A 16,988-nucleotide genomic window follows, 5' to 3' on the forward strand; every position below is an offset into this window, starting at 1 on the left:
CAAGGGAAGGACCCGCAAGGGTTCCGAAACGGACAGTCAGACCTTCTGGCGAGACCGAATTTTTTGTTGGGGATTGCACGAGCAGTGCGAGCCCTCTAGGTTCAACCTAAGGGAGTTTTTGCCATGAATGCATTAGCAGAAACAATTGCGCGCACCCATCCTTTGCTTCGCGGACTTGTGGCGCTCGCCGTCTTCGGTCTCGCGATGGCTCTGCCTGTTTGGGGCCTGTCGGCTACAGGGCGGGAAGGGAATTTGCTCCTGATGTCCTGGTTCACCCCGTTTGTTATCGGGCTGGCCCTCTTGCCTGTGCACTTGGCATTCGCGCGCTGGCTTCTCACTACGGTTCTTCAAGTCACGGTGCTCGCTTTTACAGGCGTATTCGTAACCAGTGTTCTGGTGCATGTTCTGACGCAGGGGGAGATGACGGTGGGACAAACCTTGGCGCACATTGGTAGAGGCTTCGGCGGGCTGTTTTATCTCGGTGCGATCATTCTTCTCGCTCCGTACCTGTTTGAAGATGCGCATCGTGCGGTTCGCTATCTGGTTCACAAGCCGGATTGAGACTTGCGCACACGCGGTTTTCTCCGGACAGCGCTGCGCGCTGCCGGGAGAAATAGCGAGGCGGAGAGCAAAATGGCGAACGTCAGAAACACAAAACCCCGCCGGAGCGGGGTTTTGGGACAGTGACACTATCGAGGCTGCTCAGGACTTGTCATCGCCCGGCGAGCAACCTGCCCAGCAAGCTGGGTCTTAAAGCCCGAAGACCGGGTTACCGGCTTTATATAGGTCAGGCGGCCCCTTTCAACAAGCTCCCCAGACCCAAGGCGTGAATGACGCCATGTCTCACCGCCGCCAAATCTTCGCCGGTCGCTTGGGGGTGAACCCATTTGCGTCGGCCGGTCTTGAATCCGTTCAGCCGGGCCACCGAGATATTCATCAGGAGATCGCATTTGGCCCAGCAAGCCAGGTCATCTTCTTCTTGGGGATGGTAGTTCCGGGAAAGCTGGACGTGAAAGGGATAAAGCCTATGCGGTGGTGTCAGGCTAATCGGAACAACCGCGACCAGCCCGCTGCGACCTGGCAAACGCGGCGAGATGATGATGCTGGGACGGACCTTGTTGATTTCAGGCGGTATGAAGCCTTTGAAATCTGTCATCAGGATCTGCCCTGCACGCGGATGATACCCAAGCGGCATCGAAAAAGTATGCGCAGATAAATTGTGACATGCAATTCATGCAATCATATCTTGAAGGCGGTATGATGAGTTTCCGGACAGCACTACCCGCTTCCGGAAGAAATGGTGCTTCAATGGATGGAAATGCCAAACACAATAGAGCCGCCCATCGGGCGTCTCCTCAAGCGCTACAGCAGCACGAACAACAATCCGGCGCCGAGGCTGACATCCAGCCAGAAGCCGAATTTGCGGGAGGCCATCACCGAACTCATGCGCAGCGCTCCCATTTCGGGGCGCTGGAGCGCAGGGGCTGGGCGGCTTGGGCGTAGGTGCGGCGGAAGCGTTCCACCTCGCTGGCCTCGGCTTTCAGGCCGCGGCGCGGCTGGTCGCCGATGATCTGGACCATGACTTCCGCCGTGGCGGGACGCGAGCGCACATAGGAACGGGCGCTTTCACGCTCGGTCGAATGCGGGGTCGGGACAGGAGACATCGCTGCGTCCTGCCGCGGCGGACGATCATTCGATCCGCGTGTACGGCCAACCGGAGCAATGCGCCGGCTGGTCGGGGTCGGGACAGGATATGCGTTGCGGATCGTGGTCATGCCCTCTTCATCGCAAGCGCGATGCCAACTCTTAATGAGAGGTTAACCACGATTTGGGGGCAAAAATACGGTTTACGGGTTGTAAAAGCACACCAGCCGGCCCGCGAGGCGGGCCGGCTGGCTCAAATCGATACGAAAGTGTTAATGCGGCCCGGCACTTGGCCGGTTTGCCGCTCGGACCGCTATTTCTTGCTGTCGAGCAGCTGGTCCAGCTTGGCACGCATGGCGTCCAGCTCTTCGCGCATTGCGGAGACGTCATCGCCTTCCGCCTTTTCGGTGGGTTCAGCGGCTGGAGCCGTTTCACCGGCCGCGGGCGAAGCGCCAGTGGGTGCGGTGAAGGGCGAGAACATGCGCATCGCCTGGCCGAACATTTCCATATTGCGGCGGGTCTGTTCCTCGATCATGGCCATGGAGGCCTGGGGCGAGGTCATGGCTTCCGTCATGCGGTCGCGGAATTCTTCTTGCTGCTGTGCGAAAGAATTCATCGACATTTGCAGATAGCCGGGAACGACGCTCTGCAGGCTGTCGCCATAAAAGCCGATCAGCTGGCGCAGGAAATCGACGGGCAGAAGATTGGCACCGCGCGATTCCTCTTCAAAAATGATCTGGGCGAGGACGCCGCGGGTGAGGTCTTCACCGCTCTTGGCGTCGATGACCTGGAAGTCCGTGCCCTTCTTCACCAGGTCCCTGAGATAATCCAACGTCACATACTGGCTGGTCGACGTGTCGTAGAGACGCCGGTTCGCATATTTCTTGATGACGATTTCCGACGATTTCCCGTTCGATTTGGTCACCGCTTACTCCCCTGTGGCACGCCTTTCTTTTTGTGTCGTTTAGTTGTTGATCGACACAGGCGTGTTGATATTTCATGACAAGGTGTACGCCCATGTGGTGGTGTGCTGCAAGCGCGAAGGCAATTCGCTAGGAAAACGCCCGGCGGTCGTGACCGCGGGGAATGGGGGATGGAATGACACGCACAGCGATCGTGACCGGCGGAACGCGAGGAATCGGGGCCGCCATCAGCCAGGCACTGAAATCTGCCGGACACCGTGTCATTGCCAATTATGCGGGTAATGATGAGACCGCTCGCGCCTTTGCATCAGAGCATGGCGTCGAGGTGGTGAAATTTGATGTCGGCGATTATGCCGCCTGCCAGGCCGGCCTGGCCGAGGCCGAGCAGATCGCGGGCGCACCGATCGACATCCTGGTCAATAATGCCGGCATTACCCGAGATGGCATGTTCCACAAAATGACCCCGGAACAATGGCGCGATGTGATGCGTGTTGATCTGGACAGCCTGTTCAATTGCACCCGTCCGCTCATTCTGGGCATGCGGGATCGCGGCTGGGGACGGGTGGTCAACATCTCCTCCATCAACGGGCAGAAGGGCCAGATGGGCCAGGTGAATTATTCCGCGGCCAAGGCCGGCGTGATCGGTTTCACCAAGGCGCTGGCCCAGGAGAATGCCAATAAGGGCATCACGGTGAACGCGATCTGTCCGGGCTATATCAATACCGAGATGGTGGCGGCCGTGCCCGAACCCGTCCTGGAAAAGATCGTGTCCGGCATCCCGGCTGGCCGCCTGGGTGAGGCCGATGAGATCGGCGCACTCGTGGCTTTCCTCTGCAGCGATGCCGCCGCCTTCATGACCGGCTCGACGCTGACGGCGAATGGTGGGCAATACATGACCTGAAGAAATTCAGGTCTTGCCCCAAATTTGCCCTCTTGCAGAAGAATAAGAAGCTCGGGATGACGCGTTTATTGTTCGCCATATTGTTTGCGGCCCTGTTTGCAGGCGCTGTCGGTGCTGTTCAGCAGAATCCGCTGCGTGACCGTTTGCTGCGCAATGACCGGTCTGCGGAAACGACGGGCTGGTACCAGCGTGCCGACACGGGCGAGTTCTTCCTGTTCGACCGCTCCGGCGAAGCGGCCCTTTTGCGTGAACGCGATGCGCCGGATGCCGAAGTCCTCGTCCTCTATCCCAATCGCGCCCCGGGCGGCGGCACGGCCTATATCACCGATATGGGCCGCGAAGTGATCCGCATTACCGGCCTTGGCGGCGCCACCTATTTCCCGATGGACGCGCCGGATGGCGTGATTGTCGAATTTGCCAGCCCGTCCGGCGCCCTGACGCCGGCGCCGCGCTCACCGAGTGAGGTTCGCGGCCGCGCCGAGCAATTGGTCAGCAGCCTGGCCCGTTCCCTCGACCGCAATCTGCAAGTGGAATATTCCCCGGCCCCGCGTGCCGGTCTGGGCGTGCAGTACGACACGCTGGGCATGATTGAGATGGCCTTTGAACGGGTCCATGGCGAGCGCCGTTATTTCCGCGATGTCGAGAATATCAATATCGTTCTGGGCACTCAGCCGTCCGCCTACCGAGAAGGCGATGCGCTGGTGGTCGTGATCGCGCCGGAATTGGGCTATGCCGGTCGCCCCAGCTCGGTTTTCATCGCTGAAGCCCTGATCGGCAATCTCTAGCCGGTCCCTCTATACGGTCCGGCCTGGCGCCCAATCGGGTGCCGCCAGTTCAAATCCCTCAAATTCGAAGCCGGGTGCCACCGTACAGCCGACCAGCGTCCAGGCACCGGTTGAGCGTGCGCTTTGCCAGGCCATGAAGGGTACGATCCCCTGCGGCCGCGCACCGGCGGCAATGTTGGGGCCCAGTGTCTGGGTGCGGACGGTCTCGCCATCCTCGCTGATGGAGAGTTCCAGAGGCGCGCCGGCATACCAGTGCCAGGTCTCCACCGCATCGACCCGGTGCCAGTGCGAAACAGCCCCTTCCGGCAGGAGGAAATAGATCAGGGTCGACAGGGCGCGGCCATCGGGGCCCGGCCGGTCGCGGAACGTCTCGACATACCAGCCGCCTTCCGGGTGAGGCTGCATGTCCAGCGTGTCGATGATGGTCTGCGCTTGGGCGTCCATGGTCTAGAAATTGTCCTTGCGGCGGCGGATTTCGGCGAACACATCCGCATCGGCTGCCGTTTCCAGACCCAGCCGGGCCCGCAAGGCTGGGTCGGCGGCGCGCAGGAAGGGATTGGCGGCTTTCTCTGCACCGATCGTGGTCGGCACGGTCGGCTCCCCCCGGGCGCGTTCGGCCTCGACCTGGGCGGCATAGGCCTGCAGGTCGCGATTGTCCGGATCCACGCTCAGCGCGAAAGCGGCATTGGACTGGGTGTATTCATGGGCGCAGTAGATCGTCGTCTCGTCCGGCCAGTCCATCAGGCGGGAGAGACTGTCCCACATCTGCTGGGGCGAGCCCTCGAACAGACGCCCACAGCCCAGCGCGAAGAGCGTGTCGCCGACGAAGGCGATCTTCTGGTCGGGAAAATGGTAGCAGACATGGCCCAGCGTATGTCCAGGGGTGAAATAGACATCGGCCCGATGCTGTCCCAGCATCACAGTGTCACCGTCCTGGACCCATTGGTCGACACTGTCGATCCGGTTCTGATCCGCTTTTGGTGCCACCACGTGCGCCTTGGTGGCCGCTTTCAGTTCGCTATTGCCCCCGGCATGATCCCAGTGGTGGTGGGTGTTCCAGATCTGGGTGATGGTCCAGCCGGCTGCAGCGGCTTCTGCCTCGATGGTCTTGGCATCGGGCGTGTCGATCACCACTGTTTCACCACTGTCCGGATCATGGATGAGGAAGCCGTAATTGTCTGACAGGCAAGGAAATTGCCGGATTTCAAGCGCGCTCATTGTCCAAACCGCCGGTTTCGCTAGTGTGGGTCTGACTTCGATGTGTAGGCCATGGAACGGGAGTATGGCCAGTGCGCCATGATGCCAGTGAACTCAATCGTTTCTATGCCAGCCGCAAAGGGCTGACCGCCCAACGCATGATCGGAAGGCGGATTGCGGCGCTATGGCCGGGCACGAAAGGCCTGGATGTTCTGGGTCTGGGTTATGCCACACCCTATCTCACGCCTTTCAAGACTGAGGCGCGGCGCTGCATCTCCTTCATGCCGGCACAGCAGGGGGCGATTATCCCCGCCGCGGACGAGCCGCCCGTCGCGCTCGGCGATGAGATGCGCCTGCCTTTCCCTGAAGCCCTGTTCGACCGCATCCTTCTGGTCCATGCCCTGGAAGAGGCGGAGGCCTTGCCCGCCCTCCTGCGCGAGGTCTGGCGGGTGATGGCGCCGGAAGGTCGGGTCATGCTGGTGACGACATCGCGTACCGGCGTGTGGGCCCTGTCCGACAAGACGCCCTTCGGCCATGGCCGCCCTTTCACGCGCCAGCAGATTTCCCGCGTACTGGAAGATGCCCTTCTGGAGCCCACGGCCTGGTCGCGGGCCCTGTTCGCCCCGCCCTGGAACTGGGCGCATCACCGCCGCATTGCCTCGCTGTGGGAAGAGGCCGGGGAACACGCCTGGCCGGGCCTGGGCGGTGTGATCCTCGCAGAGGCGGTGAAACACACCGGGGCCATCCGCCCGAGCGGCCGGGCTGCACCTGCCCGTGTCCGCGCACTTGAAGGACGCAGCCGCCCCGCGTTATCTCCACGCCAACAGTCCAAGCGGACGCCCAACACCTGAGGACATTTCATGGCTATCCAGCCTCGCGACGGCATTCTCGACATTCGCCCGTACAAGCCCGGTTCTTCCGAAGCTCCCGGTATCGCCAATCCGGTGAAACTGTCCTCCAACGAGAACGCGCTGGGCTGTTCGCCCAAGGCTGCCGAGGCTTTCGAGGCCTCGTCCGCGCGTCTTCACCTCTATCCCGATGGTGGCGCCACCAAGCTGCGTGAAGCCATTGCAAAGGAAGAAGGTCTGGAAGCGGAGAACATTGTCTGCGGCTGCGGCTCGGACGAAATCCTGCAATTGCTGGGCAAGGCCTATCTCAATCCGGGCGACAAGGTCGTGCAGTCGCAATACGGCTTCCTGGTCTATCGTCTTGTGGCCATGCAGAGCGGCGCCGAGCTCGTCTCCGCGCCGGAGCAGAACTACACGACGGATGTGGATGCCGTGATCGAAGCGGCCGGAGATGATGCGCGCATCGTCTTCATCGCCAATCCCAACAATCCCACCGGCACTTATATTTCCGACGCGGAAATCCGCCGCCTGCGCGACGGCCTGCCGGCCTCCACCCTGCTGGTGATCGATGCGGCCTATGCCGAGTTTGTCGATGCGGCCGATTACAATGCCGGCCTGGAACTGGCCCGCGAGCGCGATGATGTCGTGGTGACGCGGACCTTCTCGAAAATCCACGGTCTGGCCGGGGCCCGTCTGGGCTGGGCCTATGGCCACCGCTCCATCATCGATGTCCTCCACCGTGTCCGCGGTCCGTTCAATGTGAACCTGCCGGCCATTGAAGCCGGCACGGCAGCCATCCAGGACCGCGACTTCATGCGCCGCTCCGCCGAGCACAATGCCAAATGGGTGGACTGGCTGCGCCAGCAGATCGGCGGAATGGGTCTGGAAGTGACGCCGAGCGTCTGCAATTTCGTGCTGATCCACTTCCCGGAAACCCCGGGCAAGACGGCCGCCGATGCCGACGCCTATCTGACCTCCAAGGGTCTGATCATCCGCGGTGTCGAGCCCTATGGCCTGCCCAATGCGCTGCGCGCCACGGTCGGCAAGGAAGACGAGAACCGGCGTCTCGTCGACGCCCTGGCCGACTTCATGAAAGCCTAGTCGATACCGCCCAGCCGGACCGGACCGAGATAGATCCCGCCTTCGTGGATACGAAATGGCAGGGAGACACCATCCGGTCCGCGCGGGGCCAGCATGGCCGCCAGGCGCAGCGCCTGTTCATTTTCCTCGGGCACCACACCGGATTCCACCAGCGCATTGGCCAGGGCATCCGGGTCCGTGATGCGCAGGGAGAGGCGGCCATCGGGGCGCGCCTGGCTGTCCAGGGTGAAATCCCCGCTGCCCGTGATATGGGCCGGACCCCATTCCAGCTCGCTCTCGGCGATGTGCAGCATGCCATCCGCCTCGCGCCAGGCCAGGGCATTGGCGCCACGTGCCAGGGCTGACCATTGCGACACTTCCAGATCGATGCGGGCGAGGGCGGCCGTCCCGCCGAATTCGCGTTCGACGTCCGGATCCAGCACACCCGGTGAGGCGGTGATCCCGTTGACCATCATGCGCAGGCGCAGCCGGTCATCCTCTGCCACCATGCCGTTGAGAATGACTTCGTCGATCGCCTGGATATCCGGTGCGCGGCCGGCATGTGTCGTGACGACGAAATCGCGCAGCTCTGCGCCGACCCGTTCGGTCTCGCCCCGGCGTCCATAGACCAGGCTGACCCGGGCATCGGTGGCATTCAGCTCCAGCGAACTGCCAGGCTCGGTGTAGTCGTCCAGCGTGACCGGGCCGGTGAAATCCAGGATCCAGTGTGAAAAGTCGTGCGGCATCGCATTGGCCCGAACCTCGGTGAGGTGGGCGAACCAGCCACCATCGCTGGCGGGTGCCTGAATGCGGGAATTCGTGACGCGGATCTGGAAGCGATAGGGGTAGCCGCCAATGCGGACGCCATCATGTTCGATCGCATATCCGGCCGCTTCCTGGTCGGCGACCCAATCGTCGACGCCTTTGCGAAGCTGCTGGCTGGCGAACACCCAGTAAGCAGAATAAGCCAAGAGAACCAGTATAATACCGGCAATCGGCCAAAGCAGTTTGGACCGCAACATCAAGCTTTACCCAATCCGGCACAGCCGGACCCCAAAAATCACGCGCCGGTGCCAACTCGATCCGGCGGAAGCACTGGCAACCCTAACTCATGCCCTCGAGCGTACGGGATGCCGTGTCGATACGCTCATGCAATTGCCGCAGGAAGGTCTGTTTGTCGAGACCCGGCTGGATCGGCTCCAGGAACTCGACCACGATCCGGCCCTTGCGCTTCTTGCCGCAATAGGACTGCAGGAAAACGCCCGAATTAAGGGCAACCGGGACGCAAGGCTGGTTCATCGACAGATAGAGACCGGCAATGCCCGGTTTGAACTCCGGCGCTTCGCCCGGCTTCACCCGCGTGCCTTCGGGGAAGATGAGGACCTGGCGCCCCTCGGCGCCGCGGGTGGCGGCGTCGGCGAGCATTTTCTTGAGCGTACGGGCCCCGCCCTTCCGGTCGATGGCGATATTGCCCAGCTTCACCGCGTACCAGCCGAAGATCGGGAAATAGACGAGGGATTTCTTCAGGATGATGGCCGGGTCAGGGAGGATGCCCCAGAAGGCCAGCGTCTCCCACATGCTCATATGCTTGGACGCGATCAGCGCGCCGCCCTCGGGCAGGTTCTCGCGGCCACGGACCTCGAATGTGATCCCGTAGATCACGCGCATGCCCAGCCAGAGCAGGTTGAGATAGACCCGCAGCCAGGCCCTTGCCCAGGCGCGCGGGGCCAGCAGGAGGGGCAGGCCCATCAGGCCCATCACCACCATCAGCCCGTACATGTAGAGATAGAAAAACAGGGATTGCAGCGTCTTCATCGGGCGGTGTCCGGCTCAGGCATTATCGGTTCGGGGCATCAGGGCGTAGCGCATCTGGACCGTGGTGTATTTGGCATACTCCAGCAGCCAGAGACGCGCCGCGCGCGCATTGCGCCAGGGCGGTGTTGTATGGACCGGATAGGGGATGAATTCGACGCCGGGCATCAGTGCCTTCATTTCCATAAGGCTGCGCGGCAAATGATAGTCTGACGTGACGATGATCAGCCGGTCGAAATCGCGGGCATTCACCAGCTCATCGGCCTCGCGGGCATTGCCGATCGTGTCGGTCGCCTGCCGACCCAGCGTGACGCAGCAGTCGAAGTCGGCTTCGGACAGGCCGGTCTGATCCTGCAGGTCGGCGGATGTGGCAGACGGGTGGACCCCTGAAATCAGCAGGTGACCGGCCCGGCCATCGCGCAGCAATTGGGCCCCGGCGGCCAGACGCCCGGCATCGCCGGTCAGCACGATGATCGCATCGGCCGGTTCAGCGCCGGCGTCCTGCTCATAGCCGCTCACCCGCATGGCAAACAGGATGAAGCCGATGGTCAGGATGGCCACGAAGAAAAAGGCGAGGGCCCGGGCGATTTCCCAGCTGCGTAACATCACGACCTCCCGCGCATTCCGGAACGGATGCGCTGATGGGCCGAATAGGCAGGGCAAAACCGGCTGATTTGTGACGGCATGCTACCAGCGCCCCCTCAAATCGGAGGCTACAGCCAAGCGGGCTGACAGGGCCGAGGTCAGGCCGGCCAGCAGGGGTGCTGCGCCCAGCAGGATCAGCTCGAACGGGTTGGCAGCCCATTGCGGGAGGAAAAAGGCGATATCGGCGGGGGACTGGCCCAGGCTCACCCCGATGGAGACACAGGCCGCGAACAGGGCACCCACCAGGCCGGATTTCACGCCCAGCATGAAGAAGCGGCGTTGGAACAGCCCGGCGATGAAACGGTCCTCAGCGCCGCACAAATGGAGCGCATCGATGACATCGGTCCGTGCGGCCAGGCTGGCGCGGGCCGCAAAAGCGATCACGGCAGCGGCAGCGCCGGTCAGCAGGGCCAGCAGTGACAGGCCGAGGGTCTGGGCCGTGCCAGCGGCGCGCCGGACGGCGCGAGCCCATCGCGAATGATCATCCACGCTGGCGGCCATGCCTTCTGCATCGAGACGGGCCTGCAGATCACTGATCGCGACGCGGCCGTCCCGGGCGGCGCGCGGTTCCAGCTCCACTTCCACCATCAGCGGTAGGGGAAGGTCATCGGGCAGATTGCCCTCGCCCAGCCAGGGCGTCAGCAGAGCCAGCGCATCGTCACGAGTGCGCGGCGTGGCGGTGCGGACACCGGGAAGGGCTTGGGCGATTTCAGCGGCGCGACGGGCGTCGGCGTCCGGATCCCGGTCATCGACCGGCCGGATCTGGATGGTCAGGCTGCTTTCCAGTTCCGTGGTCCAGTTTTGGGCCTGGTTCCAGGCGCCCCGAGCTCCCAGGGCCGCGATACAGGCCAGGAAGACCAGGATGGCGGCCACCACGAAGAGCGGGCGGTCGCGGCCGGCATCCGGCGGCAGGAGGGCGCCGGCCCCACCCGAAGGCGGGCGCGGGAGATCGTCACTCATCGCGATCCTCCCCGTCCGTTTCGTCATCCTCCGGCATTTCCATGGCCCGGGCCACGGCATCCATTGGATCCTCGCCGCTGTCCGTATCTGCCGGTGACGGCATGTCGGGTTCGGGGTCGAGGGAATTGCGAAGATCGGCCTCGCGCTGGCGCTGGCTGCGTGGCGGGCGGATGTGGAGATGGCCATTGGCCAGGGTCATCACCGGCGCATCCACCATTCGCACGAGCTGGAGGTCGTGCGTGGCGATGACGATCGTCGTGCCCAGCTTGTTGAGCTCGGCAAACAGGCGCAGCAGGCGCATGCCCATTTCCGGGTCGACATTGCCCGTTGGTTCGTCGGCGATCAGGATTTCCGGCTGCCCGACCACGGCCCGCGCGATGGCGACGCGCTGTTGTTCACCCCCGGACAGGGTGGGGGGCAGGGCCGACATCTTGTCGCCCAGACCGACCCAGGCCAGCAGTTCAGCGACATCCTCGGCATAGTCCGAACGTTTCTTTCCGGTGACACGCAGCGGCAGGGCGACATTGTCGAACACGCTCAAATGATTGAGCAATCTGAATTCCTGGAAGACCACACCGATACGGCGGCGCAGGTCGGGAAGCTCGTCGCGGGGCAGGGTGGCCACATCGCGTCCGAAGCAGGAAATCAGCCCGCGTGACGGTTTTGCCGCGAGATAAATCAGTTTGAGCAGCGATGTCTTGCCCGCACCGGACGGTCCGGTGAGGAATTGGAAAGAACCGCGTGGTAAATCAAATGACAAATCGCGCAGAATTTCCGGGCCGCGCCCGTACCGCATGCCGACATTGTCGAAGCGGACGACCGGTTCGGGATCGCTGTGCGGAGAAGCGGTCATACTCGGGTTGATGGAGAACCTCCACTGACGCGGGTGAGCCAAGTAGGACGTAAAAGACTCGCAATGAGCATAGTACTGAGCTGTCCGTCCTGTTCCACGCGCTACCGTGCCAATTCGGATGCAATTGGCGCGACCGGCCGGCGTGTGCGTTGCGCCTCCTGCGGACATGTATGGACCGCGGAAGCCGAGAATCCAACGGTTCAGGACGCGCCGCAAGTCGAGCCCGCAGCTGCCGAACCGCCCAAGACCGAAGCGGAAAGCATGCCGCACAAGGCCTTCCGGGCCCGCCAGGAGCGCAAGCGTCATACCTTATCCATGGCTGCAGCCGGGGGGGCTTGGGGCGGATTGCTGGCCGCTTGCCTGGTCCTCTTCGTGTCCGCCTGGATTTTCCGTGTGGATATTGTGACCCTCTGGCCGCGCGCCTCCTCGGCCTATGCGGCTGTGGGCGCCACGGTGAACCCCTATGGCTTCTCGGTCGGTGAGCTGGATATCCGCCGCGAAAGTGCGCATGGCGTGCCGCTGCTCGTCGTTGAGGGCGACATCCACAATTTCGACCGCCGTGCCCGTGCGGTGCCCGGCCTGCGCGCCGTGCTCCGCGATGAGCATGGCGAGAGCCTGCTGGAATGGCAGATTTCCATGCCGGCCGGCGATGTGAAGGCTGGGCGCCGTCGGACTTTCAGCACGGTCGTGTCTGATCCGCCGCCGCAAGCGGTCGAGGTTGAAGTGCTTCTGATGGCGCGTGCGGCCAATGGCAATGGCGGCCACGAGACCGAGGCGGGCGAGCATGCTGCCGACCCGCATGCCTCCGATGGCCACGCTCCGGCCGAAGGTGCCCATGATGAAGCGGCACCGGCGCAAGCCTCGCATGACGAGCCTTCCCATGAGGAGCCTGGCCATGCCGAACCGGCCCCGGCTGAAGCCGCTCATTCGGAACCGGCCCATCCCGCTCCGGCGCATGGACCCGCGAACAGCGACCACCACTGATTGATCTGAAAAGCAAAAGGGCGGACCGGTTCTCACCAGCCCGCCCCTGCTAGGCATTCTCCGCCGTGGATCGGCCCATCAGCGTGTCCAGCAGGGCCGGCAGGCCGGCTCCTTCGGACGTTTGGTGGACATCGATCCGTCCGACCTTTTCGGTCAGGCGTTCCAGCGCTTCCAGCTCCTTCAGGCGCATCAGGCCGGGATGGTCATCCATCAGCCGTGCCGTGTTGAGCAGGGAGCGCGTGGCAGCGGTTTCCTCGCGACGCCGGATCAGATTGGCTTCGGCGGCCTTTTCCGCTTCAACCACCTTGTTCAGCATCTCGCGCATGTCACCGGGCAGGATGACATCCTTGATCCGCAGATCGGAGACAGCCATCCCGGTCTCGGCCAGGCGCTCGCGGACATGGTCCGTGATCTCCCGGTCGATCTCGACCCGGTCGCGCAGCAGCACGTCCAGCGTCCGACCCGCCACGGCCTCGCGGGCCGCGAACTGGATCAGCTTGTAGACATGCCCGTCCGCATCACTCAGCCGGGTCGCCCGCACCATCGGATCGGTGACCCGGGTGAAGGCGGTCAGGTTGAGCCGGATCGTGACCCGGTCCTTGGTCAGCACTTCCTGCGCGACCACGTCCAGCGCGGTTTCACGCAGGTCAACGACCTCCATGCGGACCGCCCGGTCCGCCGCCCAGAAGGCGTGGCGACCCGGAGCGAGCTGTTCGCGCAGCTCACCATCCACGTAGAGCAGGCCGGCCTCGCGGGTTCCGACCGTGGTCTTGGTGATGGCGTGACCGGCGGCGATCGCCCAGCGGTCGGCCAGGCGCGGATCCAGCCGGTCAGCCTCTGCGAGCTCGATCATCTCGACGCTGATATCGTGCATCACGGTCCAGAAAGCCCGGCTCATCCCGTGGGTGACGACCGCGTAGGGCGCGCCATCCAGCATGATGAGGGCCAGTTGTCCGGCATCCGGACGGACCAGGATGAAATCATCCCCGGCCAGATCGGCATGTTGGCGCATGATGCGGTTGGCCCAATTGCTGTCCATCACGACACGGTCCGTGTCGAAGATTTCCAGCCGCAGGCGGTTCCGCAGGTCGAGCCAGCGATGCCGGCCCGGGCCCACCAGGTCGATGACGGTTTGATCGCGCAGCAGGACTCCGCGTTCGTGTTCGGCCAAAACGGCCGTCTTGTAGATCATTGTTCTAGGCCTTTCTTGTGTTGGCGTTGAAAAGGGCTTGGCAGGACTGCCAGGACCATTCGACGGAACACGCACGGGGTGTGCATTCAGACGACGGGTCCCGGCCTAGAGGAACCCGCCGCGAGGGGAGATGACCGCTAGGCGGCGAAATCTCTCCCGGTCAGCGAGCCCTCAGGCTCTTTCCCGAAGCCGGTATCCTGCACAGCGCAAAGCGCCTGTGCCGTCTGCCGGACTGACGGGTGCGACGGGGCGTAAGCAGGCTTACGCTCAGCCGCGATCGAACAGGGGCGCGAACGCTCCTGGCAGCCTGGTACAGTCAGGTAGTCCAGTGGTGCAGTCTGGATATTTGGTCGAGGACTCGAACCTCGAACTCCATGATTAAAAGTCATGTGCTCTACCCATTGAGCTAACCAAGCGACATCGCCGATCCGGAACACGGGACGAGCAGGGCCCACCGCGCCGGTGTGGTCTCACGAGCCACGGCTCAGCGAAGGCGGCGGGGTATGCGCCGGTCCGCGGACGGGATCAACAGCCAAGTTGCTAAAAAATCGCGGTGTTGCCCATTAACCACAATTGTGGGGATCAGAACCGGTCGAGCAGGCGTTCGATATAATCGAGCTCTTCCTGGGTCAGGCCGCTCTGGGCCGCACGATCGCGTAGGCGCTGCAGGATTTCACGGGCGCGGGCACGGCTCATCTCATCGGGAATGTCGACACCGGACCCGTCGGCAAAGGCGCCTTCGGCCGGACGGCCCAGCGGATCGCGCTCATCCTGGCCGTCGGCACCGGGACCCTGGCCGTCTTCCATCCGTTCCAGCAGTTCGCGGGCCAGTTCTTCAGCGCCGGCGCGCAGATCGGCCAGCGCGTCTTCCTGCGCCGCCAGCGCGCCTTCGGTGTCACCCTGGCGCAAAGCTTCCTCGGCGAGATTCATCGCTTCGCCGGCCTGGCCCAGCGTGTCCTGACTGCCTTCCCCCGGCACGCTTTCGGAGGACTGGCCGAACCGTTCGGCCAACTGGCCTTGAGCGTCGGCCAGCTGCTGGGCGGACTGGGCCCCGCCGCTCTGGTTCTCGGCCATGGTCTGCGGGCCCTCACCGGATTGGCCGCCCTGCGGCTGGCCGGCTGAGGAGCTGGGCGAATTGCCACCGGATTGCTGTTCCTGCTGGTTCAGGCCAAAAGTCTGGTCCTGCAGGTCGCGCTGTTCGCCGATCATCTCGCCGAGTTCTTCCAGCGCTTCGCGCATGGCTTCGGTGATCGGGTCGGGCTGGTCGCCTTCGCCGGAACCCTGACCCAGCTGGATCTGCATATTGCGGAGCATTTCAGACAGGGCCGCCAGCGCCTGGCGGGCATCAGCCGTGTCACCCAGTTCAGCCGCTTCGCGCAGGGCGTCGAGCATTTCCTGAATCGCCGCATTGTCCATTTGCGGACCATTGCCACCTTCGGCGAACTCACCCTCTTCGGCAGCTTCGCGAGCCAGGGCGGCCATATAGTTTTCCATCGCCTGCTGATAGGCCTCGAACAGGGCGGCCAGCTCGGTTTCGTCGGCGCCGCGGGCGAGGGCTTCCATCAGGGCCCGTTCGGCAGCCCGCAAGGCGGCTTCGGCATCGGCGAGCGAGCCCAGCTCGGCGCGCAGGGCGATATTCCAGAGATCACTCTCCAGACCGTCCAGATCGACCTGGTCGCGGCTGCGGCGCAGGCGGTGCACGGTTTCGCGAATGCCCAGATAGACGACCGGGTCGTCGAAGAAATAGGCTGGCGCGTCGGAGATCGCATCCAGGGCGCGGGCGGCGTATTGCAGGCCTTCCGGTGCCCGCTCGATCCGGCGTTCCGGTTCCTCGGCCAGATAGGCGGGACCCGGCGGAATGTCTTCGCGATACAGGGCGGGGCGTTCCGGCAGGGGTGCGTAGGCGGCATCCGCCTCCATCACGCCCCGGCGTTGTTCGGCGACGGCGCGGGCCAGCGCGTCCAGAAAGACGCGTTCGGGCAGGGTGACACCCAGTTCCGGCGAGAGACCTTCATTGCCCGCGGCATCGCCAGCGATGAGGCGGATAGTCACCCGGGACCCGGCCAGCGGATGGCGGGCGGTTTCCAGCAGCGTGCTGAAGCCTTCGCCTTCGCGCAGCGGGGCAACAGAGACCGGGTCGATCTCCAAGCGTTCCCAGTCTGCCTCGTCATCATCCTCGGGGCGGAATTCCATGGCGTAGGACGTCACGCCGTAATCATCCTCGGCCGAGAAGCGCAGATCGAGTTCGCCTGCGGCGGTGGCGTCCGGCACGGCGAGAAGGCGAATCTGCGGCGCATTGTCGGGAATGGCGGTCAGCGTCCAGTTCTCCCGCGTGCCCGGTGCAGCCAGGCGTAGGGTGGAATCCGCGCTGACCAGCATACGCGCCTCCCAGACACCGGCACCGATCTCCGTCCCGGTGGTGCGGGTGACATCGCCGCCCGTACGCAAGGTGAGGTGCGGAGCGCGGCGGCTGCCGGCAATGCGGGTCACAAAAGTGGATCCGGCCGGAATTTCGGCGCTGCGATCACCATCGGCGAGGAAGACCGGCGGCCGGCCCGTATAGGCGGGCGGATCGATCCAGGCGTCGATGCTGAGGGTCTCGCCACCGGCCAGGATGAGGGAGGGGCTGAAGGCTTCGGTGAGGCGGTCCTGCGCAGCCGGGCCGGCAATGAACCAGGATGTCGCCAGGAAGAGAGCGAGGACACCGCGCAGGGCCCAGCGGTCGGCATAGGCCCAGGCGGCATGTGGACGGCGGGCGCGGGCATCAGCCAGACGGGCCGCCATGCGGGTCTGGTGTTCCTGCCAGATGCGTTGGGCCAGCGGATCATGCTCGACGGGCTGGTCGGTCAGGGCTTCGTGAGGGCGGGCTTCGATCCCGCTATCCTCTTCCACCCGGCGGGCGGTCTCGTCCTGGGTCGGCCAGGCAAAGCGCGAAACGCCGCGACCGGTCAGCCAGACTGCCAGGCCGATCAGTCCGGCTGCGGTCAGGGCGCGCCAGGGATCGCCGACCTGGTCCCACAGGCCCAGAAGGGAGAGAATCGCGAAAACGCCCAGTCCGGCCAGGACGGGCCAGAGCACGGGAACGGACCGTTCCCAGACGAGGGCAAGCCACGCCGTGAAGAGCGAAGTCGAACGCATCCAAAAAACCTAGCACGCCCGCGCAA

The 16,988-nt window shown here is 63.8% G+C and carries 17 protein-coding genes, 1 tRNA gene and 1 pseudogene; 6 read left to right on the plus strand and 13 right to left on the minus strand.

The features are described 5' to 3' along the window. Positions 1-123 precede the first annotated feature (123 nt). The gene (locus I0K07_RS15240) at positions 124-561 is read left to right on the plus strand and encodes a hypothetical protein (protein ID WP_203294962.1); all 438 of its coding nucleotides are present in this window, start codon (positions 124-126) and stop codon (positions 559-561) included. A gap of 226 nt (positions 562-787) precedes the next feature. On the opposite strand, the gene I0K07_RS15245 is transcribed toward I0K07_RS15240, so the two are convergent. From I0K07_RS15245 to phaR, 3 genes are all read right to left on the minus strand, one after another. After that, a complete protein-coding gene (locus tag I0K07_RS15245; RefSeq protein WP_275297578.1) occupies positions 788-1,195 on the minus strand; it encodes a type II toxin-antitoxin system PemK/MazF family toxin in 408 nt (135 codons plus the stop codon). A 247-nt stretch (positions 1,196-1,442) separates the two neighbouring features. After that, positions 1,443-1,664, minus strand: coding sequence for a hypothetical protein (locus I0K07_RS15250; protein WP_203294966.1), 222 nt, complete (start codon positions 1,662-1,664; stop codon positions 1,443-1,445). Positions 1,665-1,957: 293 nt separating this feature from the next. Continuing rightward, the gene (phaR, locus tag I0K07_RS15255) at positions 1,958-2,569 is read right to left on the minus strand and encodes a polyhydroxyalkanoate synthesis repressor PhaR (RefSeq protein WP_203294968.1); all 612 of its coding nucleotides are present in this window, start codon (positions 2,567-2,569) and stop codon (positions 1,958-1,960) included. Between the two features lie 173 nt (positions 2,570-2,742). Between phaR and phbB the strand changes: the two genes are divergently transcribed. Both phbB and I0K07_RS15265 read left to right on the plus strand, forming a co-directional pair. Continuing rightward, a complete protein-coding gene (phbB, locus tag I0K07_RS15260; protein WP_203294970.1) occupies positions 2,743-3,468 on the plus strand; it encodes an acetoacetyl-CoA reductase in 726 nt (241 codons plus the stop codon). A 56-nt stretch (positions 3,469-3,524) separates the two neighbouring features. Continuing rightward, positions 3,525-4,253 carry a DUF4908 domain-containing protein gene (locus I0K07_RS15265; RefSeq protein ID WP_203294972.1) on the plus strand — a complete coding sequence of 243 codons (729 nt, stop codon included), beginning with the start codon at positions 3,525-3,527 and terminating at the stop codon, positions 4,251-4,253. Between the two features lie 9 nt (positions 4,254-4,262). Here the strand turns inward: I0K07_RS15265 and I0K07_RS15270 are convergent, their stop codons facing one another. Beyond that, positions 4,263-4,697 carry a cupin domain-containing protein gene (locus I0K07_RS15270; RefSeq protein ID WP_203294974.1) on the minus strand — a complete coding sequence of 145 codons (435 nt, stop codon included), beginning with the start codon at positions 4,695-4,697 and terminating at the stop codon, positions 4,263-4,265. 3 nt (positions 4,698-4,700) lie between these two features. Beyond that, a complete protein-coding gene (gene gloB / locus I0K07_RS15275) occupies positions 4,701-5,471 on the minus strand; it encodes a hydroxyacylglutathione hydrolase (protein ID WP_203294977.1) in 771 nt (256 codons plus the stop codon). Positions 5,472-5,542: 71 nt separating this feature from the next. On the opposite strand from gloB, the gene I0K07_RS15280 reads away from it, so the two are divergent. Both I0K07_RS15280 and hisC read left to right on the plus strand, forming a co-directional pair. Then, positions 5,543-6,301, plus strand: a complete 759-nt coding sequence (locus I0K07_RS15280) for a class I SAM-dependent methyltransferase (RefSeq protein ID WP_338041082.1) — start codon at positions 5,543-5,545, stop codon at positions 6,299-6,301. 9 nt (positions 6,302-6,310) lie between these two features. Then, positions 6,311-7,399: a histidinol-phosphate transaminase gene (hisC, locus tag I0K07_RS15285; protein ID WP_203294979.1), complete on the plus strand. Its 1,089-nt coding sequence runs from the start codon at positions 6,311-6,313 to the stop codon at positions 7,397-7,399. Here the strand turns inward: hisC and I0K07_RS15290 are convergent. The 5 genes and pseudogenes from I0K07_RS15290 to ftsE all read right to left on the minus strand — a co-directional run. Beyond that, positions 7,396-8,400, minus strand: a complete 1,005-nt coding sequence (locus I0K07_RS15290; RefSeq protein WP_203294981.1) for a DUF2125 domain-containing protein — start codon at positions 8,398-8,400, stop codon at positions 7,396-7,398. The two genes, hisC and I0K07_RS15290, sit on opposite strands and share 4 nt — an antisense overlap. Before the next feature lie 82 nt (positions 8,401-8,482). Continuing rightward, positions 8,483-9,193, minus strand: a complete 711-nt coding sequence (locus tag I0K07_RS15295; protein WP_203294983.1) for a lysophospholipid acyltransferase family protein — start codon at positions 9,191-9,193, stop codon at positions 8,483-8,485. 15 nt (positions 9,194-9,208) lie between these two features. Then, the gene (locus tag I0K07_RS15300) at positions 9,209-9,796 is read right to left on the minus strand and encodes a YdcF family protein (protein ID WP_203294985.1); all 588 of its coding nucleotides are present in this window, start codon (positions 9,794-9,796) and stop codon (positions 9,209-9,211) included. Positions 9,797-9,877: 81 nt separating this feature from the next. Then, entirely contained in the window at positions 9,878-10,795 is a 918-nt protein-coding gene (locus tag I0K07_RS15305) for a cell division protein FtsX (protein ID WP_203294987.1), read from the minus strand. Between the two features lie 169 nt (positions 10,796-10,964). Then, positions 10,965-11,648: pseudogene (gene ftsE / locus I0K07_RS15310) on the minus strand (cell division ATP-binding protein FtsE); the annotation flags it as partial. A 63-nt stretch (positions 11,649-11,711) separates the two neighbouring features. On the opposite strand from ftsE, the gene I0K07_RS15315 reads away from it, so the two are divergent. After that, positions 11,712-12,632, plus strand: a complete 921-nt coding sequence (locus I0K07_RS15315; RefSeq protein ID WP_203294989.1) for an MJ0042-type zinc finger domain-containing protein — start codon at positions 11,712-11,714, stop codon at positions 12,630-12,632. A 49-nt stretch (positions 12,633-12,681) separates the two neighbouring features. Here I0K07_RS15315 and I0K07_RS15320 read toward each other — a convergent pair whose 3' ends face one another. From I0K07_RS15320 to I0K07_RS15330, 3 genes are all read right to left on the minus strand, one after another. After that, complete coding sequence (locus tag I0K07_RS15320; RefSeq protein WP_203294991.1) at positions 12,682-13,824, minus strand: slipin family protein; 1,143 nt, start codon at positions 13,822-13,824, stop codon at positions 12,682-12,684. 343 nt (positions 13,825-14,167) lie between these two features. Continuing rightward, positions 14,168-14,240, minus strand: a tRNA-Lys gene (locus I0K07_RS15325). A 166-nt stretch (positions 14,241-14,406) separates the two neighbouring features. Beyond that, positions 14,407-16,962: a DUF4175 domain-containing protein gene (locus I0K07_RS15330; protein ID WP_203294993.1), complete on the minus strand. Its 2,556-nt coding sequence runs from the start codon at positions 16,960-16,962 to the stop codon at positions 14,407-14,409. Positions 16,963-16,988 lie beyond the last annotated feature (26 nt).

Origin of the sequence: Maricaulis parjimensis (assembly GCF_016817355.1) — a bacterium.
Lineage (GTDB): Bacteria > Pseudomonadota > Alphaproteobacteria > Caulobacterales > Maricaulaceae > Maricaulis > Maricaulis parjimensis.

Bases quoted from the DNA above. Each gene is read 5' to 3' on its own strand.
- I0K07_RS15300 (WP_203294985.1), bottom strand. From the start codon at position 9,796: ATGTTACGCAGCTGGGAAATCGCCCGGGCCCTCGCCTTTTTCTTCGTG.
- I0K07_RS15265 (WP_203294972.1), top strand. From the start codon at position 3,525: ATGACGCGTTTATTGTTCGCCATATTGTTTGCGGCCCTGTTTGCAGGC.
- gloB (WP_203294977.1), bottom strand. From the start codon at position 5,471: ATGAGCGCGCTTGAAATCCGGCAATTTCCTTGCCTGTCAGACAATTAC.
- phbB (WP_203294970.1), top strand. From the start codon at position 2,743: ATGACACGCACAGCGATCGTGACCGGCGGAACGCGAGGAATCGGGGCC.
- I0K07_RS15305 (WP_203294987.1), bottom strand. From the start codon at position 10,795: ATGAGTGACGATCTCCCGCGCCCGCCTTCGGGTGGGGCCGGCGCCCTC.
- I0K07_RS15245 (WP_275297578.1), bottom strand. From the start codon at position 1,195: ATGCCGCTTGGGTATCATCCGCGTGCAGGGCAGATCCTGATGACAGAT.
- I0K07_RS15315 (WP_203294989.1), top strand. From the start codon at position 11,712: ATGAGCATAGTACTGAGCTGTCCGTCCTGTTCCACGCGCTACCGTGCC.
- I0K07_RS15250 (WP_203294966.1), bottom strand. From the start codon at position 1,664: ATGTCTCCTGTCCCGACCCCGCATTCGACCGAGCGTGAAAGCGCCCGT.
- I0K07_RS15240 (WP_203294962.1), top strand. From the start codon at position 124: ATGAATGCATTAGCAGAAACAATTGCGCGCACCCATCCTTTGCTTCGC.
- I0K07_RS15330 (WP_203294993.1), bottom strand. From the start codon at position 16,962: ATGCGTTCGACTTCGCTCTTCACGGCGTGGCTTGCCCTCGTCTGGGAA.
- I0K07_RS15295 (WP_203294983.1), bottom strand. From the start codon at position 9,193: ATGAAGACGCTGCAATCCCTGTTTTTCTATCTCTACATGTACGGGCTG.
- I0K07_RS15290 (WP_203294981.1), bottom strand. From the start codon at position 8,400: ATGTTGCGGTCCAAACTGCTTTGGCCGATTGCCGGTATTATACTGGTT.
- hisC (WP_203294979.1), top strand. From the start codon at position 6,311: ATGGCTATCCAGCCTCGCGACGGCATTCTCGACATTCGCCCGTACAAG.
- I0K07_RS15270 (WP_203294974.1), bottom strand. From the start codon at position 4,697: ATGGACGCCCAAGCGCAGACCATCATCGACACGCTGGACATGCAGCCT.
- I0K07_RS15320 (WP_203294991.1), bottom strand. From the start codon at position 13,824: ATGATCTACAAGACGGCCGTTTTGGCCGAACACGAACGCGGAGTCCTG.